Source organism: Paenibacillus agilis, from assembly GCF_007786455.1.
Taxonomy (GTDB): Bacteria; Bacillota; Bacilli; order Paenibacillales; family Paenibacillaceae; genus Paenibacillus_B; species Paenibacillus_B agilis.
In genome coordinates, this window is the sequence record NZ_VNJK01000002.1 from 220408 (window position 1) to 243174 (window position 22767).

At 44.1% G+C, this 22767-nt stretch carries 20 protein-coding genes, 1 pseudogene, 1 riboswitch and 1 other annotated feature; of the genes and pseudogenes, 9 read left to right on the top strand and 12 right to left on the bottom strand.

What is annotated here, in order from left to right; all coding sequences use genetic code 11:
• Positions 1-6 precede the first annotated feature (6 nt).
• Positions 7-909, bottom strand: coding sequence for a LysR family transcriptional regulator (locus FPZ44_RS17390; protein ID WP_144992160.1), 903 nt, complete (start codon positions 907-909; stop codon positions 7-9).
• A 122-nt stretch (positions 910-1031) separates the two neighbouring features.
• On the opposite strand from FPZ44_RS17390, the gene FPZ44_RS17395 reads away from it, so the two are divergent.
• Positions 1032-2075, top strand: a complete 1044-nt coding sequence (locus tag FPZ44_RS17395) for a 2,3-butanediol dehydrogenase (RefSeq protein WP_144992162.1) — start codon at positions 1032-1034, stop codon at positions 2073-2075.
• A gap of 129 nt (positions 2076-2204) precedes the next feature.
• On the opposite strand, the gene FPZ44_RS17400 is transcribed toward FPZ44_RS17395, so the two are convergent.
• The 4 genes from FPZ44_RS17400 to FPZ44_RS17415 form a co-directional block, all read right to left on the bottom strand.
• Entirely contained in the window at positions 2205-3671 is a 1467-nt protein-coding gene (locus tag FPZ44_RS17400; RefSeq protein WP_144992164.1) for a VanW family protein, read from the bottom strand.
• Positions 3672-3930: 259 nt separating this feature from the next.
• Positions 3931-5601, bottom strand: coding sequence for a glutamine--tRNA ligase/YqeY domain fusion protein (locus tag FPZ44_RS17405; protein WP_144992166.1), 1671 nt, complete (start codon positions 5599-5601; stop codon positions 3931-3933).
• A 91-nt stretch (positions 5602-5692) separates the two neighbouring features.
• Complete coding sequence (gene ilvA, locus FPZ44_RS17410) at positions 5693-6946, bottom strand: threonine ammonia-lyase IlvA (RefSeq protein ID WP_144992168.1); 1254 nt, start codon at positions 6944-6946, stop codon at positions 5693-5695.
• A gap of 125 nt (positions 6947-7071) precedes the next feature.
• Positions 7072-7398, bottom strand: a binding site (T-box leader).
• 221 nt (positions 7399-7619) lie between these two features.
• A complete protein-coding gene (locus tag FPZ44_RS17415; RefSeq protein WP_144992170.1) occupies positions 7620-8885 on the bottom strand; it encodes an MFS transporter in 1266 nt (421 codons plus the stop codon).
• A 276-nt stretch (positions 8886-9161) separates the two neighbouring features.
• Here FPZ44_RS17415 and FPZ44_RS17420 point away from each other — a divergent pair, with 276 nt between their 5' ends.
• On the top strand, positions 9162-10514 hold the full coding sequence (locus tag FPZ44_RS17420; protein ID WP_144992172.1) for a Na+/H+ antiporter family protein: 1353 nt from the start codon (positions 9162-9164) through the stop codon (positions 10512-10514).
• 202 nt (positions 10515-10716) lie between these two features.
• Here the strand turns inward: FPZ44_RS17420 and FPZ44_RS17425 are convergent, their stop codons facing one another.
• On the bottom strand, positions 10717-12267 hold the full coding sequence (locus FPZ44_RS17425) for an MDR family MFS transporter (RefSeq protein WP_418789188.1): 1551 nt from the start codon (positions 12265-12267) through the stop codon (positions 10717-10719).
• A 478-nt stretch (positions 12268-12745) separates the two neighbouring features.
• Here FPZ44_RS17425 and FPZ44_RS17430 point away from each other — a divergent pair, with 478 nt between their 5' ends.
• Positions 12746-13165 (top strand): hypothetical protein, encoded by a 420-nt coding sequence (locus FPZ44_RS17430; protein WP_144992177.1) that lies wholly within the window; start codon positions 12746-12748, stop codon positions 13163-13165.
• A 262-nt stretch (positions 13166-13427) separates the two neighbouring features.
• Here the strand turns inward: FPZ44_RS17430 and FPZ44_RS17435 are convergent, their stop codons facing one another.
• From FPZ44_RS17435 to FPZ44_RS17450, 4 genes are all read right to left on the bottom strand, one after another.
• Positions 13428-14273 carry an ABC transporter ATP-binding protein gene (locus tag FPZ44_RS17435; protein ID WP_144992179.1) on the bottom strand — a complete coding sequence of 282 codons (846 nt, stop codon included), beginning with the start codon at positions 14271-14273 and terminating at the stop codon, positions 13428-13430.
• A 14-nt stretch (positions 14274-14287) separates the two neighbouring features.
• A complete protein-coding gene (locus tag FPZ44_RS17440) occupies positions 14288-15061 on the bottom strand; it encodes an ABC transporter permease (protein WP_144992181.1) in 774 nt (257 codons plus the stop codon).
• Complete coding sequence (locus FPZ44_RS17445; protein WP_144992183.1) at positions 15061-15351, bottom strand: thiamine-binding protein; 291 nt, start codon at positions 15349-15351, stop codon at positions 15061-15063. Before FPZ44_RS17445 ends, FPZ44_RS17440 begins: the two co-directional genes overlap by 1 nt.
• A 104-nt stretch (positions 15352-15455) precedes the next feature.
• The gene (locus tag FPZ44_RS17450; RefSeq protein ID WP_144992185.1) at positions 15456-16490 is read right to left on the bottom strand and encodes an ABC transporter substrate-binding protein; all 1035 of its coding nucleotides are present in this window, start codon (positions 16488-16490) and stop codon (positions 15456-15458) included.
• A gap of 319 nt (positions 16491-16809) precedes the next feature.
• Positions 16810-16925, bottom strand: a riboswitch (TPP riboswitch).
• A 186-nt stretch (positions 16926-17111) separates the two neighbouring features.
• On the opposite strand from FPZ44_RS17450, the gene FPZ44_RS17455 reads away from it, so the two are divergent.
• Positions 17112-17612, top strand: coding sequence for a DUF1722 domain-containing protein (locus tag FPZ44_RS17455; protein ID WP_186786120.1), 501 nt, complete (start codon positions 17112-17114; stop codon positions 17610-17612).
• Between the two features lie 130 nt (positions 17613-17742).
• Positions 17743-18498, top strand: a complete 756-nt coding sequence (locus FPZ44_RS17460; RefSeq protein ID WP_144992189.1) for a ZIP family metal transporter — start codon at positions 17743-17745, stop codon at positions 18496-18498.
• Positions 18499-18599: 101 nt separating this feature from the next.
• On the opposite strand, the gene FPZ44_RS17465 is transcribed toward FPZ44_RS17460, so the two are convergent.
• Positions 18600-19019 (bottom strand): Lrp/AsnC family transcriptional regulator, encoded by a 420-nt coding sequence (locus tag FPZ44_RS17465; protein WP_144992191.1) that lies wholly within the window; start codon positions 19017-19019, stop codon positions 18600-18602.
• Positions 19020-19172: 153 nt separating this feature from the next.
• Here FPZ44_RS17465 and FPZ44_RS17470 point away from each other — a divergent pair.
• The 3 genes and pseudogenes from FPZ44_RS17470 to FPZ44_RS17480 all read left to right on the top strand — a co-directional run.
• Positions 19173-19337 (top strand): annotated as a pseudogene (locus FPZ44_RS17470) (DUF1272 domain-containing protein); the annotation flags it as partial.
• A gap of 385 nt (positions 19338-19722) precedes the next feature.
• A complete protein-coding gene (locus tag FPZ44_RS17475) occupies positions 19723-20358 on the top strand; it encodes a matrixin family metalloprotease (protein ID WP_144992195.1) in 636 nt (211 codons plus the stop codon).
• Between the two features lie 19 nt (positions 20359-20377).
• Complete coding sequence (locus tag FPZ44_RS17480; RefSeq protein ID WP_144992197.1) at positions 20378-21085, top strand: hypothetical protein; 708 nt, start codon at positions 20378-20380, stop codon at positions 21083-21085.
• A 124-nt stretch (positions 21086-21209) separates the two neighbouring features.
• Here FPZ44_RS17480 and FPZ44_RS17485 read toward each other — a convergent pair whose 3' ends face one another.
• A complete protein-coding gene (locus tag FPZ44_RS17485; protein WP_144992199.1) occupies positions 21210-21893 on the bottom strand; it encodes a queuosine precursor transporter in 684 nt (227 codons plus the stop codon).
• 357 nt (positions 21894-22250) lie between these two features.
• Between FPZ44_RS17485 and FPZ44_RS17490 the strand changes: the two genes are divergently transcribed.
• On the top strand, positions 22251-22757 hold the full coding sequence (locus tag FPZ44_RS17490) for an FMN-binding protein (RefSeq protein ID WP_144992201.1): 507 nt from the start codon (positions 22251-22253) through the stop codon (positions 22755-22757).
• Positions 22758-22767 lie beyond the last annotated feature (10 nt).

The following is a 22767-nucleotide window of genomic DNA, read 5'->3' on the forward strand; positions in this document are numbered from 1 at the left end:
CTGATTTTAATTCGGATAATACTGTTCGTCTTTAAAAAGGTGCATGAACTCCTTTAACAGCATCGACATACGTTTGCTTCTCATCAACCAGCCAAACTCCACAGGGGCTTGCCATCCGTGATCCAAATCTAATGCCACAACCTCCCCTTGCTGCAACAATGGGTGCATGTAGAAGGAATAATCATGTCCCACTGTAACTGCCAACCCTTCTGCCAGTGCATAGGTAATCGCATCTACATTTTTTGTAGTAAATAGTACCTCTACTTTACCTGCTTGTTGTTGAAATTCACCCATGAACCAATGCACATAATCGTCGTCATACAAAACAAATTTTTGCGTTTTTAATTGTTCTACTGTTATTTTTGAGTGTGAAGCAAGCATGGAATGACGGTTCATGCATACTACCATTTCCCCAGTTAGCACAGGTTCAAAATGAAGGGTAGCATTTTGCCGCAACATTTCTTCTGTCATCGCTACAAAGGCTGCATCAACAATTCCTTCTTCCAGATTCCTTATCATATCGAAAGTACCTTGCTCTGAAAGTGAAACTGTAATATGAGGATATTTTTTCTTTAACATAGCAACTACCTTTACGAAGCTCCCCATAACACCTGGTATACCTGCAACAGATAATTGGTTACTGATTGCCTCGGTCTGCTCTTGCGCTTCTCCGTAAATCTCATCAATAAGATCAAGAATTTGTACTGCCTTCTTAATGATAACTACGCCAGCTGCAGTAGGTTGTGTACCATGACGACCGCGTTGAAACAAAGAAACACCGAGCTCTTTTTCGAGCGCTGTGATTGATTGGCTCAAACCAGATTGCGTAATGTGCAGATGGGATGATGCTTTGGATAACGACTTGAGCTTGGCCGTCTCCACGATATGATGAAGCTGCTCCAAATTCATAACCGTCCCCTTTACTTTAGTACGACTTATATAACTATTAGTAGTAGTAATTATACTAAAGTTAATAGCCTTGTTACACTACAATTAGAGCTTCCTATTTGCTATAAAAGGAGTTGTCCATCATGAAAGCAGCCGTATGGTACGCTAAAGAAGATATCCGCGTTGAATATATCGATGAACCTGTTGTGCGTCCTGGAAAAGTAAAAGTGAAAATAGCTTGGACAGGAATTTGTGGCAGTGATTTGCACGCTTATCACGGCCATGTCGTTCAAGTCAATGAACCACACCCCGTCTCAGGAGAAATGGCACCGCTTACACTAGGTCATGAAAGCTCCGGATTTATTGTAGAAGTCGGAGAAGGTGTAACTGGCTTTACCGCTGGTGACCGTGTAGCTATTGAACCAATGCTGCGCTGTGGCAAATGTCAAAGCTGCAAAGATGGAAATCCGAACTTGTGTGACCACATTGGATTTATTGGTCTGCATGGAAATGGTACATTTGCTGAGTATGCAATTGTAGATCCTTATATGCTGCATAAGCTGCCTGATCATATTGAAATGGATGAAGCTGCACTTATCGAACCTACTGCTGTTGCGTTCCACGCGGTGAAGCTAAGTCAGCAAAAAGTTGGGGATAAAGTAGCTGTATTTGGTGCTGGTCCAATCGGACTTCTGACTATCATTTCCGCTAAAGCAGCTGGAGCTTCTCAAATCATTGCTGTTGATATTTCCAGTGAACGTCTTGCCTTGGCCGCTAAGGTCGGAGCAACTGCAGTTATCGATGCAACGAAAGAAGATGCAGTACAATCCATTCTTGCCAACACAGGTGGCGTAGATGTTGCTTATGAAGCAGCTGGGGCAGCAAGTACAGTGAACAATGCCTTAGCTTCTTTACGCAAGCAAGGTGAAGTTGTTATTGTATCCATTATCCCTAATCCGATTGCAATTGATATCAATCCGTTAACAATAAAAGAAGCTAAGATGACTGCAACCATTGGATATCGCAACGTTTATCCACAAGTAATAGACATGATTGCTTCCGGTACGATGAATGTGAAGCAAATTATTACAAAGAAAATTCCACTGGATAAGATCGTAGAAGAAGGCTTCCAAACACTTATTACAGACAAAGCACAAGCCAAAATTCTCGTTGAGCTGCAGGCTTAATTATATATAGAAAACCCCTTATTACACTGAAATGCTGCCTTACATAATCATTGGAACGCACTAGGTTTATCCGATGAACATCGTAAGGATTACACTTCAAAAGTAATAAGGGGTTTATTATAAAATTGATTAGTATCGCTCTTTTTCCTCTATACGTTCTTCTTGGTGTAGCTTATATCTCGATTGCGGCAGCCTCTCTTTATTAACGACAACGCCATTCCGCTTCTTCAAACGATAAGAATCCACGATAATGCTCGACTGTTCTGGAGCTATTTTATCCGTAATTTGATTGCTTATCTTTAATACAGGGCTATTACGCTGTTCCGTAATGACATCATACGTAATACCTGGGAGCTGTTGACCGTACACTTGTACTTTCAACCGATTGCCCTCCACACGAGTCGTCCAGACGACATCTCCTCCCGTTTCATTCGTCATTACGAGATCAGGACCATCTGTTGAATACGTTGCATCTCTGCCCAGCGGCACATACGGAACAGGAAGCGAATGTGAATTGCGTTCCACTACTCCCATACCCGCTAATAAGCCAGCATTATACATCGTCGTAGACGTTTGGCATATCCCTCCGCCTATTCCATCTACCATACGTCCATTCTCTATAACAGGAGCCATCATCAGCCCGTATTGCTCCTCTGTCTCCTTTACAATATCGCTGTATCTAATTTGCTGATTAGGACTAACAACGGCACCATTCAGTGCTTTGGCGCTTGCACGTACGTTGTGAGCATGGCCTTCCCCGCGATTTGCAATCAACGTTGTATATTCACCAAGCAATGCATTGGGCTTGCGCGTTTTCAATGTTTTGACTGTCAAATCCGCCGGTATCGTGACAAGCGGCATCCGCACCGTCATCGTCTGTGTGGTATCTGGATGGGATTTCAATTTACTCACAAGCTGTATAAGTGATTGCTCCAGCTTATCTTCATCCAGTTCCCAGCCATCTACTTCTTCTTCATATTTGACTTTAAAAGGTGTTATGTATTGGGCTTGCGCATTTTTTGGTTCACGATCAATCGTAGTCCCGAATGATTTACGAACAGCATTCGTCATTTGGTCCACATGAAGACTCGTCTCGATATCCAGGCTTTCCTCCGCTAATTCGCGACCTAGCTTCCATTTATGTGCGATGTTACCTTCTTCCCATTGGTGCAGCTGATTAACGGCTTCTTCATTTTTGAATGTAAAACCAAGCTCTTTTAATGTAAAAGTCTGTTCCATTAAAGGATCGAGTCTATTATCTGTACGATCTGGCACAAATTGAACGGTGATCCCTTCAAACGCAGCAATTTGTTCGTTCATCTTCGTTAATACTTCAGCAGGCTGCAATCCGCCTGCATCTATGCCCATCACGCGATATCCATGCGGAAGCGGAGCTTCGTCCATATGCATCGCCAGATAAGTTCCTAAGCCAATTATAATAATTGAAATCATGCCAAACACAGCAGCAATCTTTCGTTTATGGGATTTGACCCAACCAAAGAAGCGGCTGTACCAAGAGGATGAAGGTTGGGTTGAATTTACAGGTTCATGCTCTTTCTGAGAATCCCTATCCAACGGTTCTTTACGCTCGTTCATGCAGTCTCAATCCTCCTTTGCGCTTACCACTATAACGGAATATCCATGCAGAAGGGTTACAACGTGTTTACGTTTTGATATTTTCCTTCTCTTATCGTGCCTTCCTTCCCCCTAAAAGTATACAGAAGTCGTCGTATTTATGAATCTTTTGCTGAAAAGTACCAAATCTGCAAGGAATACCGCAAGCGCTCCAACATACAAAAAGAGCCTTTCCTCCACCAAAAAAGCAGGAGGGAAAGGCTCTTCAGTAAAATAATAGTTAGTTCTTCGGCAATTGGAAGGAGCTCTTCAACGATACGATCAAGTTAAATACGATCTTGCCGCCCTTCGTGTACTTGGAATCAGCATTGAAGTAGCCGTGACGGAAAAATTGCAGCTTGTCATGCGGTTGAATATCCTTCAAGTTCGGCTCAATGAAGCCCTGCTCGACAACCATCGAATCTGGGTTGATTCGATCAAGGAATGTCGTCTCTTCTGTAGCTTCTTGCTCAGTTTCGTCAAGAATGAGCGGCTCATATAAACGGAACTCCGCTGGTACAGCATGCGTCGCTTCAACCCAGTGGATCGTCCCTTTTACTTTACGACCAGTAAATCCGCTGCCTGACTTCGTTTCTACATCATACGTACAGTGGATTTCTGTTACGTTGCCGTTCTCATCCTTAATAAAGTCGTTGCACTTAATAAAGTAAGCATGCTTTAGACGCACTTCATTGCCAGGGAACAAGCGGAAATATTTCGCTGGCGGATTCTCCATGAAGTCATCTTGCTCGATATAAATTTCGCGAGAGAATGGAATTTGGCGCATACCCATTTCAGGAACTTCAGGGTTTACTTCTGCATCCAACCATTCTACTTGTCCTTCTGGATAGTTCGTAATAACAACCTTCAACGGTTGTAAAATACCCATCGTACGTGGAGCTTTCAGCTTCAAGTCCTCACGAATGAAGTGATCCAGATACTTGGAGTCAACCGTACTGTCAGACTTCGTTACGCCGATTTCACGACAGAAGTTACGAATTGATTCTGGCGTAAAGCCACGACGGCGCAAACCAGAAATCGTAGGCATACGCGGATCGTCCCAACCGTCAACAACACCTTCATCAACGAGCTGCTTCAACTTACGCTTACTCATTACCGTATTCGTAATGTTCAAACGAGCGAATTCATACTGATGCGGCGTACTTGCCATTTCTGTCTCTGCAACAACCCAGTCATAAAATGGACGTTGATCTTCGAACTCCAGTGTACAAATCGAATGCGTCACGCTCTCAATCGCATCTTCAATTGGATGAGCGAAGGCATACATCGGATAGATGCACCAAGCATCGCCTGTATTGTGGTGCGTTGCATGTGCAATTCGATAAATAACGGGATCACGGAAGTTGATGTTCGGTGAAGCCATATCAATCTTCGCACGAAGTACTTTTTCACCATTGCCAAACTCACCGTTGCGCATACGCTCGAACAGCTCAAGGTTTTCCTCTACAGAACGGTCGCGATATGGACTGTTCTTACCTGGCTGCGTCAATGTACCACGCATTTCACGCATCTCATCTGCGTTAAGGTCACATACGAACGCTTTCCCCTTCTTAATAAGAAGAACAGCGCGTGCATACATTTCTTCGAAATAATCGGAAGCAAAGTAAAGTGCGTCCCAATCAAATCCGAGCCATTTCACATCTTCCTTGATGGATTCTACATACTCAGTATCTTCCTTCAAAGGATTCGTATCGTCGAAGCGCAAATGCACACGTCCCTTGAACTCTTTCGCCAGTTCAAAGTTCAAGCAGATCGACTTCGCATGACCAATATGCAAATATCCGTTCGGCTCTGGAGGGAAGCGAGTAACGACGCTGTCCACGTTGCCTTCCTTCAAATCATTTACGATAATATTACGAATAAAATTCGATGTGCTCGGAGTTTCCACCATAAATCAACCTCTCTGTCTAATAAAACTTTGTTACATAAATATAACGTCAAACCCCCATCAGTTCAACTCTGAGGGGGTAACTCTCAACCATTTATACGAGTAAATCGAACAGAAGCGGATTTTTATTAAGCTCAACATAATCGAGCCCTTTCTTATTCATTCGATCAATGAGCAAGTTATAATCCTCTGGATGCTTCAATTCAATTCCAACGACGGCTGCTCCATTATCTTTATTATGCTTCTTATGATACTCAAAGCGCGTAATATCATCATCTGGACCCAATACATTTTGCAAAAATTCACGAAGTGCACCTGCGCGCTGCGGGAAGTTAATTGTAAAGTAATGTTTCAATCCTTCATAGATGAGAGAACGCTCTTTGATCTCTTGCATACGATCTATATCATTATTGCCGCCACTGATGACACAGACGACATTTTTACCTTTAATCTGATCCTTGTACAGATCAAGTGCCGCAATAGACAGTGCACCCGCAGGCTCAACCACGATAGCACTCTCGTTATAAAGCTTTAGTATTGTTGTACATACTTTACCTTCTGGTACATGGATGACATCATCCAATATTTTTTCACATATATCATAGTTCAATTGTCCAACTCGTTTTACAGCTGCACCATCGACGAACTTGTCGATTTGATCCAATGTAACCACTTGTTTCTCAGTAAGTGATGCCGTCATGGAGGCAGCACCCTTCGGTTCTACACCAACGACTTTGGTAGTTGGACTAATCATTTTCACATAGGTGCCGACACCTGCGGCTAAACCTCCGCCACCGATCGTGACGAACACGAGATCAGCAGGAACGTCCAATGACTCCATAATTTCCATCCCCACGGTACCATTGCCCGCAACAATATGGGGGTCATCGAAAGGATGAATAAATGTCATCCCCTGTTCATTGCAAATGCTCATTGCCTTTTCGTATGCATCATCATACGTATCCCCAGTTAGGACGACGGTAACATAGGTGCCACCGAATCGCTTTACTTGGCTGACTTTTTGACTAGGTGTCGTACTCGGCATAACGATTGTGCCTTGAATCTGCAAGGCTTGGCAGGAGTAGGCTACCCCTTGAGCATGATTGCCCGCACTAGCGCAGACGATGCCTCGCTCCAGCTCGCTTTGGGAGAGATGGCGAATTTTATTATAGGCTCCACGAATTTTGAATGAACGTACAATCTGCAAATCCTCACGCTTTAAATACACATTGCAATCATATCGAGCGGACAGTATCGGATCGCGCTGCAGCGGAGTCCGTACAATTACTTCTTTTAATACGTGATGAGCACGTACGATATGTTCCATCATTCCTGTCGTAGTCGTCATGTTCTGTCTCTCCTTCTCCATCCTATGTCTGTGTAAGCCTGCCATCACATTTGAAATGCCTAGTTCTTTGCTGCATGGTATACGAACATTACCTATAAAAAAGAGTACAAAAAAACTCGCCCCTAAAAAGGGACGAGTTGATCTCGTGGTACCACCCTTGTTCCGCACATCGCCAACTTCATCATAAGGAATCTACAATTCTGGCATAGCCAGACATTCAGTGTCCACTAATTGAAGCTGCCTTTCCGATCTGCGGCACTCCGTTGCGCACTAGCGCTATCCCGATAACGAGGGACTAACCGTCTGCACTTACTGTCTTACTTAATTAAGTATGACGCATTCAGCGCAGCATGTCAGAGAGGATATGTATCTGCTTCCGCCACCGACTTACACCAACCGTCGGCTCTCTGTAGACTTCCCGCTGACACATCTAGTCTCTTCAACCAAATTGAATCTCCAGCACAGTTCATCACTGCGCAATTGTTGGGTTATTACGTACAACCGATATAAATTGCACGCAACCAGAAAGGTAATTCATTCCTGTTTCCATCAAGTTATTAATCCCTATTATGTGCTCGCTAGTGTTAAAAAGTCAATCGTTCCTTGCGGAATTTGTCTTCCTAGAGTAGACAATATTTATAAGCGTGAAGCCGAATGCCACCACAAATGCTGCTTACTTTGAATTTGCAATAGCAGCCTTCCCTGTCAGCTCTTCTACTTGCTTTGACGCTCGCATACGAAGGATAGAAATAATAGACAAGATACCTACAATAAACAGCACAGATGAAATGGCATACATAGAGGACAATGGCAGCACACTCTTCACGACACCAGCCAGCGACATCGTAATAACCATCGCTCCCATAAACATCGGACTTAAAATACCGTTGACCCGGCCTATAAAATCAGACTCTGTATTTTTAAGAATCAACGTATTGATACCTATCTGGATTGCAGGCAGGAACAACCCACTGAAAAACTGTGCCGTTAAGGTCAGCCACCATAGATGGGACACACCGATTACGACGAACACAACCGAACTGACCGCCATGCCCACTGCCAGCATATGCTGTGGCTGAAGTCGTTTGGACATCATCATCGCCAACGCTCCACCAATCAGCATCGCACCACCGTTGACCATCAGTAAATACTGCAAGTGACCTTTCGGAAGCCCCAACTGCTCTGTAACAACTAGGATACCCAAGGGTTGAATAAGACCAATCGCGAAGCCCGCCATCGCAAAGCAAGCCATCAGCGGCTTAAGAATGGAACTTTTCCACACATAACGTGCTCCTTCCATCAATTCAGATCGCAGCGATGTGCTCGTTTCCTGCTTTTCCTCCTTACGATCAGCAGGTAGAAACAACAGCGCAACCGCTGAAAGCAAGAACATAAAACCAGTAATAATGATTGAGGTTTGAATGCCGTATTGTTCATAGATAATGGTGCCAATTGCAGGACCAGCAACCATAAATAGCGCACCCATCGTCTGAAAGATGGACATTCCTGCTTGCAATAGCTCTTCAGGAACGTGCTGCTTAAACAGCTTCATCGATGAAGGCTGTGAGAACTGTGACAAAATAGCTGAAATAAAGGTTGTGAAAAACACGGCTTCCCAGGAGCCAATAATAATCGTTGCCAAAACGACAAAGACAGAAATCGCACTTAATAGGTCACACCAAATCATCGTTCGTTTTGGACGCCAACGATCAGCAAAGGCCCCACCAATGAAAGAAAAAATAAAGATTGGAGCAAACTCAGCGATCGAAACGAGCGATAACGCTATCGGGTTATTATTCGTCATCTCGACGACATAGAGCAAAACAGCAAAGTTCCGTATCCATATGCCTAAATGCATAAATAGGCCAGCCAGCATAATTGCCTGCACGAAACGATTGCTAAATAAACTTACTACAGAAGGTGCTGCCGCTTGATTCATTTGAGTCCCCCCACTATACTTCCTTGTTACCACTTACCAAGTTTACCCATAACGCAATTGAACTTCAATACATCGATAGCATTGTTTCTGTCTCTATCTCTAGACGTATATAGAGTGCGTATCTGGCATAATCTGTGCTTAAAAAGGGAGATTGGAGGGATAGTAAGTAAATAGAATCATGATCCACTCTTTACTTCATCTTGGTAAAGTGGTAATGTATTAGCAAACAAACGTGTTTACATGACCTTTATACTCTTACAAGACGGGTGACTTTCTATGAATGCTGTACTGTTATCATTAGCTGTTCTTTTCATTATAAGCTTATTCCGAATCCAGGTCGTATTCGCACTCTTGATCGCAGCCGCTGTTGGCGGTATTGCAGGAGGCTTAACCTGGGCCACTACCATCGATACCTTTACGACAGGACTTGCTGATAGTGCTACGATCGCTGTGAGCTACGCTTTGCTTGGCGCTTTCGCAGCTGGCTTAACTGAGACTGGGCTGCCTTCCCAGTTGGTTCAAGGAGCCCGCAAGCTGCTCGGACGCTCTACCCAACAAGGGAGCTCACGCCGTACGACAACGATCGTACTCATGCTGCTCGCAGTGGCCTTTATTGCAAGCCTATCGCAAAATGTCGTACCGATTCATATTGCCTTCATTCCGATACTGATCCCACCGATGTTGGTGATCTGGAATGAGATGCGCGTGGATCGACGCGCAGTTGCATCCGCATTGACGTTCGGCTTGATTATGCCGTATATGCTAATCCCAGCCGGGTTCGGGGCGATCTTTCATGACATCGTTGCGAAAAATATGACGCAGAACGGTCTCGCTGTAGACGCCAGCTTGCTGCCGCAGGCAATGTGGATTCCGGCGTTGGGCATGGTCGCCGGACTACTTGTCGCGATCGGCGTGTCCTACCGCCGTCCGCGCAGCTATTCGTCAACAGCGGCGGCACAGCCTACTGTCGCTGTTGACGAGCGCGATTCGAGCGCAGCGCAGCTGCCAGGCGCTCGACGGGGCACGGTGGCAGGCCTCGCGTCCATTGCCGCGATGCTTGCCACGCAATTGGCGACCGGCTCGATGATTGCCGGAGCCGGAGCAGGGCTTGGCGTGCTCATGTTGGCACGCCTGATGACGCGCCAGCGCGCAGAGCGCGTATTCACGGACGGCATGCGCTCGATGTCATACATCGGCTTCGTCATGATGTCCGCAGCAGGCTTAGCTGCCGTCCTGCGCGCAACTGGAGACATCGACGCACTAGTTGAAACATCCGTCGCTTATGTAGGCGACAACCGCGCCATCGCAGCTATACTGATGCTGCTTATCGGCCTGCTTGTCACTATGGGAATCGGCTCGTCATTCTCGACGATCCCGTTGATCGCGACCGTATTCGTGCCGCTGTGCATGGAGTTGGGCTTCAGCCCGCTGGCTACGATTTCCCTTATCGGTACAGCTGCTGCACTTGGCGATGCAGGCTCCCCTGCGTCAGATAGTACGCTCGGTCCCACAGCCGGCTTAAGTGCCGATGGACAACACGATCACATCTGGGATACATGTGTGCCAACGTTCCTGCACTACAATATCCCGCTGCTCATCTTCGGCTTTATTGCCGCTATGGTGCTCTAGAATAATCGAATGCTGCTGGCTTTATAAGCTTTATACAAAATAAAAAGTGCTGAGTCCCGAGAAGATCTGATTATCTTCTCGGAGCCCAGCACTTTTATGTTTAGAGCTGCTTATATGTGATAAGCAAACTTCATTAGCTTGCCCTTCGATCTCATTACATTTAGCTAGATCATTAGACTTCGTAAGATCTCAGTAAATTTGGTTAGCTGACATTAGATGCCTTAGCTTTCTTGTCACGCTCCGGTTTCTCTGCCTGGATGCGTTCTCCACCCATAAGCGCAATCGAGATAAGTGCGAGGACAACAGGAACGAGAATCCAGCCAAACGTACCGCTAATCGACTCTGCCAAGCTGTTAATCAACCGCTCATATACATCAGGTGGAATTTGCTTGCGCGTCTCCTCTGCCAACAATACTTGAGCATCAATTCCTTGCATCGCTTCTGCACTAGGCATCGCTTGTGAAATGCTGCGATTAAACAAGGCAGACTGCACCGCTCCAAATACCGTAATGCCAAGTGTCATCCCCAGCGAACGGAAGAACGACTGCGTAGCATTTGCTGTTCCACGCTTATTAAAGTCCATCCCATGAACAGAAGCCAAACTGATGAGTGAAAACGAGAATCCAACTCCCATTCCCGTCAATACCATGTACAACGTCATCAGCGTACGAGGAGTGTCAGGCGATAGTGTACTTAGCAGACCAATTCCAGCTGCCAACAAAATACCCGATACGATCATAAGTGAACGGAATCTAAGTCTGGACAAGAGAATGCCCGCTGCTGTACTTGTTACAACCGAACCAAGCATCATTGGTGTTAAAATGAGACCGCTATTTGTAGCTGTCCCCCCATACACACCTTGGACAAACATCGGAATATAGACAACAGCGAATACGAAAATCATCCCATACAAGAAGCCAATACATTGGCTCGTTGCAAACAGCCTTCGTTTAAATAGCGAGAACGTAATAATCGGTTCCTTTGCTTTTGTCTCAATCCATAGAAACAGAGCCAAAAACACCGCAAAGACCACAAACAAACTAATAATCGGCACAGAGTTCCACGCATAGGTTTTACCGCCAAGCTCAAGCGCGAACATGAGGCTGACCACTGCTATAATAAGCGTAAATGCACCTGCCCAATCGATTTGCTGCTTCTTTGTCGGTGAAGTTTCCTTGTAGAACTGCATAATGAACCAGAACGAAACGATACCGAGCGGCAAATTAATATAGAAAATCCACTCCCAGCCCCAGAAATCCGTAATGTAAGCACCAAGCAGTGGACCCATCACACTAGAAGTGCCAAACACGGCACCAAATAGCCCTGTCATTTTGCCGCGCTTCTCTGGTGGGAATATATCAAAAATAATCGTGAAAGCAATTGGTACGAGTGCACCGCCGCCAATCCCTTGAATGACACGGTATAGCGCCAACATCTCGATGCTGTTAGCTGTTCCGCATAATATACTGCCTAACAAGAACATTAACAATCCAAATATGTAGAAACGTTTGCGGCCAAACATATCCGATAGCTTACCGAATATCGGCATACCCGCCATCGTAGCAACAATGTAAGCTGAAGTTACCCAGACGAACTTCTCCCAGCCTCCTTCACCACCGATATCTGCAAGAATTGTTGGCATCGCGGACGCGACGATTGTGTTATCCATCGCAGACATCAGTATACCAAGCAGCAATCCGGCTACGACGAATGGAAGCTTATTTTGATTTTGATTGGCTAACATATTTCTCAGCTATCCCCCTTTATTTATTGACCTGCTGAGCCGATAGATCTATTACACACCTTTTCAACAAACTAAATTGACCCCTAGTCACCGAACATTCCCCTGTATGCAGTAATATGGCAATATCGATTATTTTTCTATTTTCTGTTATCATTTCTTACAACACTACAACTATACCATAGTTAATGAACCATCAGTCAGGTAAACGAAATCGTTTATGACACCATTGAATATGTTTAATCTTGTATATATTCAACCTTCAAGCAACCTTCCCTTTTTCATTTACACCAACCTTCCGTTAGCACTACCGTCACAGATTAAATTTGCAAAACCATGTTTATTTACTATATAGAATGCAGCACATCACGCGAGCTCGTAGAACAGCCCTTTAAATAAGGTTCCAGTTACGTTATTGTTACATTCAAATACATAATTACATCATTACACACCATTACATTCATTTCCGTAGCAAAGGAGAAACGTACGCATGTTAAACTCAACACATACATACGGTCGTGACCGTTTCCTATATGTAGGCTTATTTATTTTTCTCGTTATTGCAAGCATTGCTCTAATTGGCTGTGGCAGCGGCAGCAAACAGGAACTTCTCGCTCCTACGTTTGTAACGCTTCCGCAGTGGGGGCATATTCCCATTCCCGAAAAAGTGAAAGAAGATGAGTCTACAGATAACCGTTTGAACTATTTAATTGCCTACGAATACAAAGCTTTTGTTGATTACTACTTGAAAGAACTGCAAGCACTTGGCTGGAGCTTGGAGGAGTTCGAGGCGAACAAATTATTTCATGCCAGCAAAGGGGACGACGACTTCGTCATTATTATGACGAAAACGGATAAAAAAGATGTCGTACGACTTACCATTAAACGAAAAGAAGTAACAGGAAGATAAATGACAAAAGAAAGGTAGTTACTCGAACCATCCATCTAACAAAATAAGCAGAACAGACAGAAGAGATAAGATGCAGCAGCATACTTCTAATTGAGAAAGCAGCAACCAATTTCCTGCATCTATGTAAAAAAGCGTATTAGGTCTACCAAATTGAGGGTCAACCCCCAGTTATGGTGCCAATACGCTCTTTTCGTTATCCTATATTTCACACACGAATATCGTGTACATGTACTTATACGCTTAGGCCTGCCCCCACCGAACTCTACCGCAGCAGCGCCTGAATGTCCTGCTTCATTCGTAAAAATTTCGGATCATTTTGCAGTTCTTCACGACGAGGCCGTTCGAATGGCACGTCAATTCGCTGCAGCACGCTGGCAGGCCGTGCGCTCAATACGTAGATGGCATCAGACAGCAGCAAAGCCTCTTCGATGCTGTGCGTAATAAACAACACAGAGCGGCGATGACGCTCCCACAGCTCCACGAGCCAGCGTTGCATATCACTGCGCGTTAGCGCGTCCAGGGCGCTGAACGGCTCATCGAGCAACATCAGCTCATGCGGGCTAAGCAGCGCTCGCAAGAAGGCTGCCCGCTGCTGCATTCCGCCAGACAGCATGTGCGGATAGGCGCGCTCATAGCCTTCAAGTCCGACATTGCGCAGCCATTCGCGCGCCTCAGCCCGCAGCTCGCGTTTCCCGCGTCCAGCAATCTCTTGACCAAGTATGACATTGTCCTCAATCGTTCTCCACGGGAACAGCGCCGCCTGCTGGGGCATGTAACTTACATGACCAGTCTCGCCAACCACTGACTTGCCATGAATGGCAATATCGCCAGCTTCAGGCTTCAATAAACCGCCTATCAAGTGGAATAGTGTGCTTTTGCCAGAGCCAGAAGGACCTAGCAAAGAGACGAACTCTCCCTTGCGCACTGACAACGAGATGCCGTCCAGCACCTGCACTCTGCCTTTCGTTCCTTTGAACGACATATCGACCATATCGATATGCAGCGCTAATGGAGAATCGACGTCAGCATCACGTTGTTGTACATGTTGCTGCAATTTTACATCCTGTTGATTGTCCTGTTTGAACTTCGCATTCTCTACATGCTGCATTTCATCGCTCCCTCCTACTCTTCATCCGTGGAACGCTGTCCATGCCAATGAATCAATCGACGTTCGATAAACTGGATAACCTGGAACAACATCACGCCAAGGAGTACTACGATAACGATAGCGACAAACATCCGATCCGTACGGTATGCTGCTTGCTGGAGCAGCATATAGTGGCCGATTCCTTTATCTGTTCCGATCCATTCCGCCACAAGAGCACTCATTACACTATACGCAGCCGCAATCTTCAATCCAGAAAACATCGAAGGCAGTGCATGCGGAAGCTCCAATTTCCAAAACAGCTGCATGCGACTCGCACCAGCCATTCTCATATAATCGACCATCATCCGATCTGTACGAGATAACCCATCCATCGTAGCAATCGTAATCGGGAAGAAGCAGACAAGTGCAATGACAATGATCTTAGGAAGCAAGCCGAAGCCGAACCAAATCATAAGCAGCGGCAGCAACGCAATCGTCGGCACGTTTTGACTAATAATAATTAAAGGATAAACCGCTCTCCTTACAATTGGAACAGGGTGCAATACCATAGCAACTAGCAAGCCTACAGCCGAGCCAATCCCGAAGCCAACCAATGTCAGCTTAAGCGTTGCCCAAGTATGACCCAATAACGTCTTCCAGCTCGCCTTAGCCTCCTGTACAATATCGTACGGACTTGGAAGCATCCATTTCTCAATATCAAACACCGATACGGTAACTTGCCATACGATTAGGAGCAGAAGAACCGCCACTAAGGGCGGTCCAACTTGTACAAATTTGCGACGCAGCATTAACGGTACTTCTCCGTCAATTTATTCATGGAGATGCCACTAGGATTGTACACGATTTTCACTTGCGACATCGCACTCACACAGCCCATTTCGACCATAGCTTCGCTCATTTGTTCAATGACACGCAGCAATGTGGAAAGCTCCCCTTCCATTGTCGTTTCCAATGGGTTCACTTGATATTTCACACCTGATGCTTCGATAATAGCAATTGCACGGTCTACATAAGGGATAACGTCCTCACCATTTGGTGTTTTCGGGATAATTTGAACACTTACTAAACTGTTTGCCATGTTCATCTTCCTTTCCTCAATAAAGGTAAGCTGCCCTATTATTCAACAATAAGGCTTATTATATATTCAACTGCAACATCACTACGTCAAACTTACTCTCGCACTTAATTTGCACTTGGCAAGAAATCATTTGTAAATGCCTTATCCACATCAATGGATTTGTCCATCAACTTGTTATCCACAAGCCACTTCGTATAGTTATCCCATACTTCGCGTTTCTGCTCGCCCCAACGCGGCGCATCCTCTTGATACTTTGTGGATAGCCATTTTTGGCTGGCATGTACAAGCTCTTTATCCAAGTCTGGTACAGCCTTGAGCAGCAAGTCTGCCGCTTCTTCCGGCTTCTCAATCGCCTCTTGATATCCTTTTGCCGTTGCCTTCATAAAGGCCTTTACTAGCTCAGGATCGTTCGCAATTAACTGCTCATTCGTTGCAATGACAGGCGTATAGAAATCCAGCTCTTTCGCAAATTCATTCATATACAGCATATCAACTGGCTCACCGCGCAGCTCTGCTTCTATGCCTGTCCAGCCATAGAACACCCATGCAAAGTCAATGTCACGCTTCACGGCTGTAAAGTAATCTGCTTCACCGATATTAACATTTTTCACCTTGCTATAGTCAGCATCCGCTTGCTCCATTACCGTACGCAAAATGGCTTCTTCTACCGGAGAACCCCAGCCGCCATAATTTTTGCCTTCAAAGTCCTTTGGCGTTGTAATGCCTTTGGACTGCGGAGCAGCAAATCCAGACGTATTGTGCTGAATAATCGCAGCTAGCGACACGATTGGCACCCCTTGCGAACGTGCCTGCGTCAATGACTCTTGTACAGAAACCCCGAACTGAACTTCACCAGAACCAACTAGTGTATTCGGGTCCCCAGCCGTGGATTGAATAATGTCCACATTCAATCCTTCCTGCTCATAGTAGCCTTTTTCCTTCGCTACATATAAACCTGTGTGATTCGTATTTGGTGTCCAATCAAGCACGATCTTCACATTACGCAATTTGGCAGTCTCACCAGCTTGCCCGCTTGATTTTGAAGCTTCCTTCTCCTTTGCTCCACAAGCCGCCAAAGTTAATCCCATAATTATCACTAGAAAAATAGCGATTGCACGTTGTTTACTTGAAAATTGCATCGTATGCCTCCTCAGTAGACAGATTGAATTGAATGTGAAACCACCCACTGTACAATGGGTAAAACGGGTCATGCTTGTTCGTGCAACTTATACACATCATGCACCATATCATCTGGGCGTCATTCTATCTTTATCCACATGTGGACAACAAAAAAAGACGTCCCACCGGGACGCCATCGCTGCGTAATTGGAATTCAGTGTATGGTCATCGAACCTTTGTGCATATGATTTCCTATGTACTCTTGTGTTATGTATCTAACACGATGATGTCTGGAAGTCATGCTCTTGGATGCTTTAGGAGGCGCAACGCCCCATTCCCATGTTCACTGAATCAATGTTTCCTACGCTGGCATTACCCAGATCAGGTTATAAGGGTCGGTATCTTCAAGGGATACATTCTCAGCCGGCCATATTCCAGCTCCCCAAGTGCTATTGTCACTATCGAACAAACGTTTACAACACGTAATTATAGACTTCGCCGGTTGGATTGTCCAGATATTTCAACATCATTCGACTCATGCTATTATGATAGTACTAGGACTTTGATCGTTATGAGGCTTCACTCTAACCTACTATTGTTATGTCGTGGTGCAGACCTCTGAAAGGAACATGTGGGAAGTGATGTGTGAAGCTAAGAACAACTGGCAGCCAGACTCGGAACAAATAGCTCTAAAACAGAGTAAGAAGCAAGCCGAACAGTTCTGGGCATCCAATAAGTATGATGTGATGGCACGTGGGTATGCTTCCTATAAACAAATATCTGCTCGCTATCGTGATGCCTCTACTGCAGCTGATTATGAAGCAGCTATGCATAGCATATCCCATACGCTCAGCGTTCTTCCCTATACGATGAAAGGGCTTCGAACTTCGGTTGAGCATATGTGGGGATATGTGAGCAAGCATGTGCATGAAGAAGAGCGCGCAGTGTTTCAGCACATATTCGATACATTGGAATGGCAGTCAGAAACTTCTGAACTCGAACCAGATGCATTCGAAACTGCCGCGCCGCTGTTGCTCCTTATTCAAGAGTTCGCTATAAAATACGATGTTACTTATATCAAGCAAACAATGGCTAACAGCTTTCCACGATTAGCAGAGAACCATCAGCAAGATCACAATTAAGAACAACAGTAGGCTGCTTGGGCATGATCGAACAACTGTCCAGTAGCTAGCTACTTTGTTAAATCAATTCTACCTATAACCATATACATGCAGAATGACTTCATGTACAGACAGGAGGGTTATTACAACGATGCAAGATGTACTTATCGGAAGTGCCGTCTCCGCGATGTCGACGGGGCTCGGAGCTATTCCTATTTTATTTATGAAAAATGTCACCCATCGCTGGCGCGATATATTGTTGGCCTACACGGCAGGAATTATGACCTCCGCCTCGATGTTCAGCCTTATTCCAGAAGCATTAAGCTTATCTAACACATGGATCGTTGCATTCGGCTTGATGCTGGGATGTCTGACTTTATTGTGGTTAGAAGGCATCGTGCCACATGTAGATCTTGAAAAAATGGAGCATGCTTTAGGCAGCAGCAGCGGTCATGCTCACGCTCCAATCGACCATAAATCGATGCTTATTATTGCCGCAATTACGTTACACAATCTACCTGAGGGATTATCCGTTGGGGTTAGCTATGCAAGCGGCAGTGAAGCGCTCGGGCCGTTAATTGCCTTTTCCATCGGCTTGCAAAATGCACCTGAAGGTTTTCTAGTTGCTCTCTTCCTCGTCACGCAGAACGTGAACCGTTGGAAGGCACTTGGTGTAGCTGCCCTAACAGGCGGCGTGGAGATTATTACTGCGCTGCTCGGATTTTTCTTAAGTTCCTTCGTGAGCAATCTCGTGCCGTACGGATTATCATTTGCAGCTGGAGCGATGCTGTTTATCATTTATAAAGAGCTAATTCCAGAAAGCCATGGCGATGGCCACCAACGCGCCGCTACCATTTCTTTCGTAGCAGGTATTATTACGATGCTCGCTCTGACACAATGGGTGTAAGGTGTAAAATATTTTTAATGTGACAAGCAGAAAGACGAGGCTGTGATTACTCACACCTCGTCTTTTTTATGACTATCACTGGCTACCTTTACTACTACCATTTAGATCGCCTTAAACTTCACTGGCGACGAAAAATTAACAAGCGTCGTGGATGTCGAAAACTCTGAGACCTCATCGATAAAGGACTCTACCTCATGAATCGATTCCGCCACAATTTTAACAAGATAACAGTACTGCCCCGTAACGCGATGGCATTCAATGACGATCGGAGACTGTTGGCAGAATTGCTGAAAGACGAGCATTTTTTTCGTTTCGAATAAAATAAAGCCGGTAAAACTTTTGTTCAACTTCTCAGGGTTAACGATCGCTCGATATGCCTCAATTACACCAGCACTCTCCAGCTTCCGCACGCGCTCCGTAACAGCTGGCGTAGATAGATTAACAATTTGCCCTAGTTTTGTCATGGAGATACGACCGTCCTCTTGAAGGATGCGCAGCACTTTTTCATCGATATGATCCATCTTGACGTTCTCCTTTATTTTTTAAGGTTTGATTGCAATACAGCTAAAAATATTTAGTTTCAAGGGTAAAACACCTTTGAAAGGTTATGTAAGTTGTTTCCTACAATTCATATACTTTTAGTATAACGAATATGCGTTCGAGGGGGAGCTAAAATGACACTAAAGATGATGACTAATTGTAAAAGATGTAGCCAACGCATTCAAGAGGATGAAGCAGCTTATATATGTGTTGAAGAGCTTACCTATTGCCAGTCATGTGCATTTGCGTTGGAACATGCTTGTTCCGCTTGCGGCGGAGAGCTCGTTCGTAGACCCCGCCATGCAATTACGGCGGCAAATAAGGTAGCAAATCGCAGCGGATGGAGCGCGTATGGGATGCTTCCTTTTTGAAAATTGTGCATAAATATTAAATCCATTGAGTATACAAAAAAAACCCAACAATCACACTCCGACAGTTCTATAAAATATTATAGAAGGCAATAAGCACTTAAATTATTCTATAATGTTGAGAAATAAGCCGAGGACTACGTTCCCTCGGCTATTTTTATTAATTCCCCCCCTATTTTATAAGAAATCACAATCTGTTTGTGAACAACAACTTAAAAACGCATAAAATTTATTCAAAAAAATGCCTTAAATACCTTTTATATGATAATATGGGATTCGATTTAAAAATATTAATATATAGGGAGGAAATAAGTAAATGAAGATTTTTGCTGAAACAAAGAAGCGCTTCAAATTGTCAATGATCATAGTGATTCTTGTCGCTTCCGTAATTTCTCCAGCAATATCCAATGCATATGAATATTATGGATGGTGGAACGATCCATATAAAATGATTCCAGGTATTTCTTCTGGGACTTATATAGTGGATACGATTGATAACTATAATTACAACGGAAAAGTATTCATGTTTCAAACAGCGTGGAACTCAGCAATGGATGAATGGAATAATAGAACTGAAGCGAATATACAAAACAGCATTAATGTTAGTGGGCCAGAACGCATAAGAATGCGGGGAGAGAATTATGGAAATGTCGGATTGCAAGGCTGGGTAACCGTTTATAAAAATAATGTAGTGGTAGGCGATGGAGATGCTACTCCTTTACCTGTCACTTCTGGTTGGGATTATGCAATTGCTACCTTAAATGCTCATTCTTTAAGGGACTACACTTACCCTCAGTATAGAGCCGTTGGAATTCATGAGCTAGGACATGCGCTTGGTTTAAATCATGAGACAGACGGAACTCCTTCAATTATGAATGACAAATTATATCCCCCTAATAGCTATTTAGTTCCTCAACAGGATGATATAAATGGAATCAACAATCTCTATTAATGAATAGGAGGATTTATTGATGAAAAACATAGTATCGACTCTGTTTATAGTAGCATTGATTATAACAAGTTTGTCGGCCTGTGGTAATGAAAAACAAAGTCAAGCACAACAAAAAAAAGAGCGCAATGTGTATTATGGAAACTTTATGTTGGACACACATTATAAATCTTTAGAGGAGTTAGCTTATGATGCTGATCTAGTAGCAGAAATAGAAGTAAATGCAAACAATCATAATATTAGTTATATAGACCCAACGTTTAAGACAATTGAAGTTAAAATCAACAATGTCTTGAAAGGGGATTCAAAGATCAAATCCCAGGCAATTCGTATTCTTGAAATAGCCTCCACTGTTAGCGAAAATGCAAATAAAAAGAATATAGTGTTCCTCGATAAATACGAAGGTCCCCTAGCAGATGATGTCTATGTTATTGTGGGGGTATACCAAGGAATGTTTAAACTTGATGAAGCTAATCAAGTTGTTTATGACGCTGATAAATACGAAGGTGTTAAGCACTTCCAAGCATCAGTGGAAGGCTTAGATAAACAATCTTTTGAACATAGAGTTCAAGAAGCCATTAAAAACGCTAGTCCTCCTCAGCCGAATATACCTCAATTAAGTGAGGCTGAAAAGAAATTAGCAGAAGAAGAAGGCCACAAGATGTATCTGGAAGATAAAAAGCGACTCGAAGAAATGAAAAAGAAAAGCGTGGAAGAAAAACAAAAGTAAACAGAACCAGCAAATAAATAAAAAGGCAGCCTATTAGCTGCCCTCTAGTTCATCGAGCAATCTTATCCGCTATAGGGTAAAGATTGCTCTTTCATTTTCTTTTGTCATTTATCTTCACAACGCATCATGACCACTCACGCGTACGAATGTTGCGTGCCCAATAGAGGAACGGTGTCGATGCAATCGATACGATTAGTTTGATTACATATGTCGTAATGAAAATTTCGAACCATACATCCCATGGGAATACGAATGCAAATGCGATAAAACAAAATACGAATGAGTCTGCCAATTGGCTTAATCCCGTACTTACATTACTGCGAATCCACAGCTGATTCGGCTTGTTGAACTTCTGCTTGATGATGCTAAACAGCTTAACATCTAAGAACTGACTGATGAAGTAAGCCGTCAAGCTTCCGATCGCGATACGCGGCATCAATCCAAAGATCGATTCCATCGCGTGCTGCATCGTCAAATCCCCTTGTGGTTCAAACACAAGCACAAGCTGCATCAGGACCGTTGTCATAATAAGCGTAAAGAACCCAAACCATACAGCGCGGCGCGCCTCCTTCGGTCCATACTTCTCATTTAACAAGTCCGTTGTCAGGAACAAGGTTGCATTTGCCGTGTTGCCTAACGTCATAACGATCGAAAACATTTCAATCGTCTTTGTTACTTGGATGTTAGCAAGAACAGTCATAACCCCGATCCATGCATACATCCCAAATTTACCGAACTGACGGTAACAGAGTAGGAAAAATACGAAGTTCACGAGAACGAACAGTATCCCCCAATAAAAATTAAACATAAGGATTTCCTCCTAGTTTTGATATCGCGGGATGGTTACGAACCGCGGTGCGAATCGCACGATGTGCTAGCACAATGAGTTACTATATCACAATTAAAATGAAGCGCCAATAAATTTTTATTTTCCATTAGAATTGTGATAAATATCATAGCAAATTAGCTCTAATTTTGCGTATATTTCTGGAATTGTGATGAAAATTTGAACATTGTTATCGATCGCTCAATATGATGCAAAATACGTATGATAAAGCCTTGAATCGTATTGCGAAAGTGCTACAATGGACTTGAAATTAGTAAGATAATTTTTTCACAAAGTAATAATAACTTAATTTTACAAATTAAAAAGGTGGGGGAAATCATGAAAAAACTTTCATTGATCCTTGCAATGACAATGGCATTCGGTTTACTCGTTGGCTGTGGAGCTAAAGAAGAAGCGAAAGATACAGCTCCTAAAACAGAAACAACAGCTCCAGCTGCAACAACAGAACAACAAGCAGCGTACAAAGACGGCTCTTATCGTGCTGAAGGCAAAGAGTTCGATGCAAAATCCGGCTGGAAAGGCACTGTAGAAGTTACTGTTAAAGACGGTAAAATTGCGACAGTGAATTGGGATGCAGTTCACAAGGATGGCGGAGACACGAAAAAAGTCCAATCGCAAGATGGCCGCTATGACATGGTAAAGGGCGGAGGTAGCTCCCATTGGCATGAACAAGCTGCATCGATGGAGAAAGCACTTATCGAGAAGCAAGATCCAGCAGCTATCGTGTTGAAAGAAGACGGTAAAACAGATGCAGTAACCGGCGTTTCGATTCACGTATCTGAGTTCGTGCAGTTGGCTCAAGAGGCTCTTGCAAGCGCGAAATAATTGAATGCTC